This is a genomic window from Ancylomarina sp. (assembly GCF_041555295.1).
GTDB lineage: Bacteria > Bacteroidota > Bacteroidia > Bacteroidales > Marinifilaceae > Ancylomarina.
The window spans coordinates 1-4,936 of sequence record NZ_JBFFKR010000258.1; the positions used below are offsets into that span (position 1 = coordinate 1).

The 4,936-nt window shown below is 36.0% G+C and carries 4 protein-coding genes; all 4 read left to right on the plus strand.

Going from position 1 to position 4,936, the window contains the following annotated elements; all coding sequences use genetic code 11:
- On the plus strand, window positions 1-1,696 hold a 1,696-nt coding region (locus tag ABY905_RS14035), incomplete at its 5' end, for a transglutaminase domain-containing protein (RefSeq protein ID WP_372644946.1).
- A gap of 24 nt (window positions 1,697-1,720) precedes the next feature.
- On the plus strand, window positions 1,721-2,824 hold the full coding sequence (locus ABY905_RS14040; protein WP_372644948.1) for a carbohydrate-binding family 9-like protein: 1,104 nt from the start codon (window positions 1,721-1,723) through the stop codon (window positions 2,822-2,824).
- Window positions 2,825-2,830: 6 nt separating this feature from the next.
- Window positions 2,831-3,808: a type I phosphomannose isomerase catalytic subunit gene (locus ABY905_RS14045; protein WP_372644949.1), complete on the plus strand. Its 978-nt coding sequence runs from the start codon at window positions 2,831-2,833 to the stop codon at window positions 3,806-3,808.
- 48 nt (window positions 3,809-3,856) lie between these two features.
- Window positions 3,857-4,936: family 10 glycosylhydrolase (locus ABY905_RS14050; protein ID WP_372644952.1), on the plus strand; the 1,080-nt coding region annotated here is incomplete at its 3' end.

Consider the following 4,936-nt stretch of genomic DNA (forward strand, 5'->3'; position numbering starts at 1 on the left):
ATTGAATTACGCCGAATTCTATCCTCTGGTCACTAAAAGAACCGATAAACAAGGGATCAGTAAATTTACAACAGGTATTGGCAGCCTTTTTATCTGGGCTAATAAAGATAATAAATATGCTTTTAGCGATATTGATATCACCAAAACAAAGGCTATTGAAATCACGCTTTCTAAAAATACGGACTTGGCAGACAAAGCCTATTATTTCGATCTGAATCCATCTAAGCAAGGAGGACTTAGCCGCTCTACCCCTCACAATGCGGAAAACGATAAGAAACTTCAGAATGAAGATAAAATCAGAAAAGCCTACGAAAATACATTTATCTCAGAAGACGAAATAAGGAATTTTGCAACAAAGCAAAAGATTGATCAGGAACTAAGTCTTAACTATTTTAAAAAATCGAGAGGTAATTATTCTGAAATCAAACGATTTATCGAGCAGGTGCCAGCAAATAAGAAAGCCCTGATTTTTCCATTATTAGCAGCCATTTCTGACAAAGATTTACACGACACGCCTGCTTCTGTATTATTAGACAACATTCATCATTCCCCTCAAAGCATAAAGGATATTGACATTTACAATAAATACATCCTCAACCCAAGGGTAAAAAATGAAATATTATCACCATTCAAGGCTTTTATCCTATTGGAATTAGATAAAGACTTTGAAAATGATTCGTCAAGAAATCCACAACTAATTAAACAATGGCTGCTTGAGAACATTAAGCTATCGGAAAAGGAGAATTATTACAAGACGCCACTAACACCTGTAGGAGCTCTTAAACTTAGAATCGCTGATGAAGAATCGAGAGATATTCTTTTTGTCGCAATTTGTCGCACATATGGAATTCCTTCTCGTATTGAACCTGCCACGCTTAAACCTCAATATTATGCCGAAGACAATTGGCATAATGTCAACTTTGATACGAATAAGACCACTGCTGATTCTTTCGGATATATAACACTTAAGAACACATCGAAAGGTTTTGATATTGATCCTGAATATTTTAAAAACTTTACGATTGCACGAATTGAAAAGGGCAAGTACAGAAGTTTGGAATTCGAATTCATGAAAAAGCTATCCGCTTTTGATTCTAAGCTTCTATTACAAGCAGGATCTTATATGCTCACCACTTCGAATAGAAAACTCAACGGTGGTGTTTTATCTAAAGTTTCCTTCTTCGAAGTGGAGGCCAAAACAACACGTCAGCTGGATGTTGAAGTTCTAAAAATAAATTACAACAATCAGGTATACTGCGATCTAAAGCTTGATAGCAATAGTCAGCTTAAAGATTTAGCAAAAGATAAGTTTTTAATTATTGGTTGGCTGGCTCCAGATAAAGAGCCTACCAAACATGCCTTAGTCGATTTTAATAAACTAAAATCTGAATTCGAAAAAGAAGCTGTTTCAATTGCTTTTATTATCCCCAAAGAAAAACAAACGGAATCATTCGATATCAGTAAACAGTATCTTCCAAAACAAATTCGTTTAGTTGAAGATGATCAGCTGCTGCAACAGTTGGAAACAAAAACAGGACAAGGTCTGAAAAATGAATACCCTGTTTTCTGTATTGTAAAACCCAATGCGGATGTCGTTTACCTGAACAAAGGCTATAAAATTGATATCGGACTTGAAATGTTAAAACTTGTGAGAGAGTTTAAGCAAACTTCAAAACAATGCCATTTCACCAAATAAAAGTCTCTAAAAACACAATTACGAATGAAAAACTATAGCATCCTATCCTGTCTTATTATACTTGCATTCATCTCATGTGAGAGTCAGAAAACAAAGAACGATTCATTACACTTCGATGTTTCCAATAGCCTTGTAGAACCCAATCATTACATTGTTTCAAAAACAAGTGAAGCGATTCAAATAGATGGTATTGCCAATGAAGCAAGCTGGCAAGAGGCTCAGTTCACAGACTCATTTATAGATATTGAGGGGATTAAAATTCCAAAATTCGATACCAAAGTAAAAATGTTGTGGGATGACACCTATTTATACGTTTACTCACAAATGGAGGAACCTCATGTATGGGGCAATCTAAAGCAAAGAGATACGGTTATTTTTTACAATAATGATTTTGAGATTTTTATTGACCCATCAGGTACCGCAACAAACTATATCGAAATAGAGATAAATGCATTAGGTACAGTTTGGGATTTGGCTCTTGATAAGCCCTACCGAGTTGGTGGAAAAGCAAATGACGATTGGAATATTGAAGGTTTAAAAACAGCCGTTAACATCAAAGGTTCCCTAAATAAATCGGATGATACCGACACCCAATGGTCTGTTGAGTTTGCCATTCCTTTAAAAAAAATAAGCGAACAAAAACATATCAATAAGAACCTGCCTGTTGAAGGTGAACAATGGCGAATCAACTTCTCCCGTGTAGAATGGGAGCATGTTCTGGTTGATGGAAAATACCAACGAAAAAAGGGAAATGGCAAGTTTCTAAGCGAATACAATTGGGTTTGGAGCCAGCAGAAAGTCATCAACATGCACGAACCAGAGAAATGGGGCGTTCTACAATTTACTGAGCAAAACAATTCTGATTCAATATCCTTTAATGCCGATAAAGATATGCTTGTGAAACAAATCGCTTATGCCCTATTCAGAGATATCAGATTTGGTACCTTCAAAGCCCTTCAGGAAAAAGAAGTCGGTTTTACTCAGAATATTAAAGCCCAATATACCACTAATCAGTTTATCGATGCCAAATTCATCAAAACAAAAACAGGCTTTAATGTAGAGATTGATAATACAGAAACAAAAAACGCCTTCATTATAAACGAAGAAGGTGTCTTAACATCAAAATAATAAAACATGCAATTATACCCGATCAAATTCACCCCCATAGCTAAAGAAACCATATGGGGTGGAAATAAATTAAAAACGGTTCTCTCTAAGAATTTCCCTTCGAATCAAAAAAATGGCGAAAGTTGGGAGATATCAGGCGTTAAAAACGACATTTCATTTGTCGCCAATGGTCACTTAAAAGGAGAAAGTTTAAATAATCTCATTCTAAATCTGGGTGCCCGTCTTGTTGGTGAAAAGGTTTATGAAAAATTTGGAAAGGAATTCCCTCTGCTCATTAAATTTATTGATGCTGACGATGCACTTTCTATTCAAGTACATCCTGATGATGAGTTGGCAAAAGAGCGTCATAATTCTTTTGGAAAAACCGAAATGTGGTATGTTCTCGATGCCGAAAAGGATGCCAATTTAATTGTCGGTTTTAATCAGGTAGTTGATCAGAAGCTCTATCAGCAAAAACTTAATGAAGGAAAACTGGAAGAAATTCTAAACGCCGAGAAAGTTCAGAATGGATCCTGTTACTTTATTCCGGCAGGTCGTGTTCATGCCATTGGTAAAGGTATTCTATTAGCTGAAATTCAACAAACTTCAGACATTACGTATCGAATGTACGACTGGAACAGAGTCGATAAACAAGGAAATTCCAGAGAGCTGCACACAGAACAGGCTGTAGATGCAATTGATTACAGTCTTGAAAAGAAGTATGCCACAAGTTATTCTACTGAAATAAACAACACGACCAATCTAGCCACATGTGACTATTTCACAACCAATCGTTTGTCATTCGACAAGGAAATTAGCCAGGACTATACTGAATTGGATTCTTTTGTCATTTATATCTGTTTGGATGGTGAATTTGAGATTGACTATAAAGGACTGGAAAAAACTCGTGTCAAAAAAGGGGAGAGCATCTTGATTCCTTCAGAATTAAATGAGATCACTTTGATACCTTTCGGTCGAGCAGAATGTCTCGAAGTGTATATTTAAAATCGTATTTAATCAGTCCCGAACCTATCGGATAAAATCAAAAAAAACATGAAAAATTTATTAATAATCGTTATAGGATTTGTCTTAATGGCATGTGATCAATCCCCAAAACAAATACCCAATCAAGTTCAAGATCAGTTTACCTTTGCAACATGGGCACATGCTGAAAAGGACTATGACAAAGAAGTATGGACGAAGAAATTCACACAATATCAGGAACTGGGGATTTCAGAAGTTTTAGTTGGCGGGAATCATGACAACCTGGAAGAAATTGTCGCTTTAGCAGCTGACTTTAAGATTAAGATTCATGCCTGGATGTGGACACTTAATCAACCTAACAATGAAATTACTAACAAACATCCTGAATGGTATGCAGTAAACCGACTTGGTAAAAATTCACTTGAATACAGAGCTTATGTTGATTATTACCAATGGTTAAGTCCATTTCATCCTGAAGCCAGAGAATACATTAAAAATAATGTCAGAACTCTCTCAAAGATTAAGGGACTTGCATCTATTCATCTTGATTACGTTAGATATGTTGATGTCATTTTAGGAGCTGATCTTCAACCAAAGTATGATTTGGTACAAAATACGGAGATGCCGGAATATGATTTTGGTTACCATCCTATAGCTCGTGAAGGTTTTAAAAAACTATTCGATAAAGATCCTATGGATTTTGAACATCCTGAGTTAAGCACAGAATGGCGTCAGTACCGATTAAATGCGATTACAAGCCTGGTAAACGAGCTTGTTGATATTGCACACGCCGAAGATCATAAAATGACTGCTGCCGTATTCCCTTTCCCTGAGATGTCTCGCCAAATGGTACGTCAGGCCTGGAATGACTGGAATCTTGACGCTGCTTACCCAATGCTTTACCAAAATTTCTATCGTGAAAATATCAACTGGATTGGATTTGCAACAGAACAAGGTGTCAAAGATGTTGATTTTCCAATAATTGCAGGCTTATATAGTCCAGGCTTGAGAAAACCTGAAGATTTAGAGAAAGCCATTCGACTTGCAAAAGAAAAAGGAGCTAAAGGCATTTCAATTTTTAGTGCTGATGACTTAAGTAATGAACAAAAGGCTATTTTTATCAAACTGAAAAAAGAACTTCAAAACAAA